The organism is Streptococcus sp. HMSC078D09 (assembly GCF_001813675.1).
In the GTDB taxonomy this organism is placed as follows: domain Bacteria; phylum Bacillota; class Bacilli; order Lactobacillales; family Streptococcaceae; genus Streptococcus.
Genome location: NZ_KV813675.1, coordinates 744,352 through 744,616 on the forward strand (window position 1 = coordinate 744,352; position 265 = coordinate 744,616).

The 265-nt window shown below is 45.7% G+C and carries 1 pseudogene; it reads left to right on the forward strand.

Annotation, left to right across the window (positions count from 1 at the left end):
- Window positions 1-265: pseudogene (locus HMPREF2926_RS11455) on the forward strand (cell surface protein); the annotation flags it as partial.

The window sequence follows — 265 nt, forward strand, 5'->3', positions numbered from 1 at the left end:
AGGTGTTCAAGGTGCGACACAAACTGGTAAACCTGTATTCACTGAAGGCAACAGCCGTGTACCAATGAACGATGATGTTGCTGCAACATTTGATGATGGCTCAACTACTAAGACAGTAGATGGCGTTGGTACTTACACAGTAGCAGCAGACGGTACTGTTACATTTGTTCCAGACCCAAGCTTTACTGGTACTGCACCAGCAGTTACAGTCGTTCGTGAAGACATGAACGGAAGCAAAGCTTCTGCAACTTACACACCAACTGTA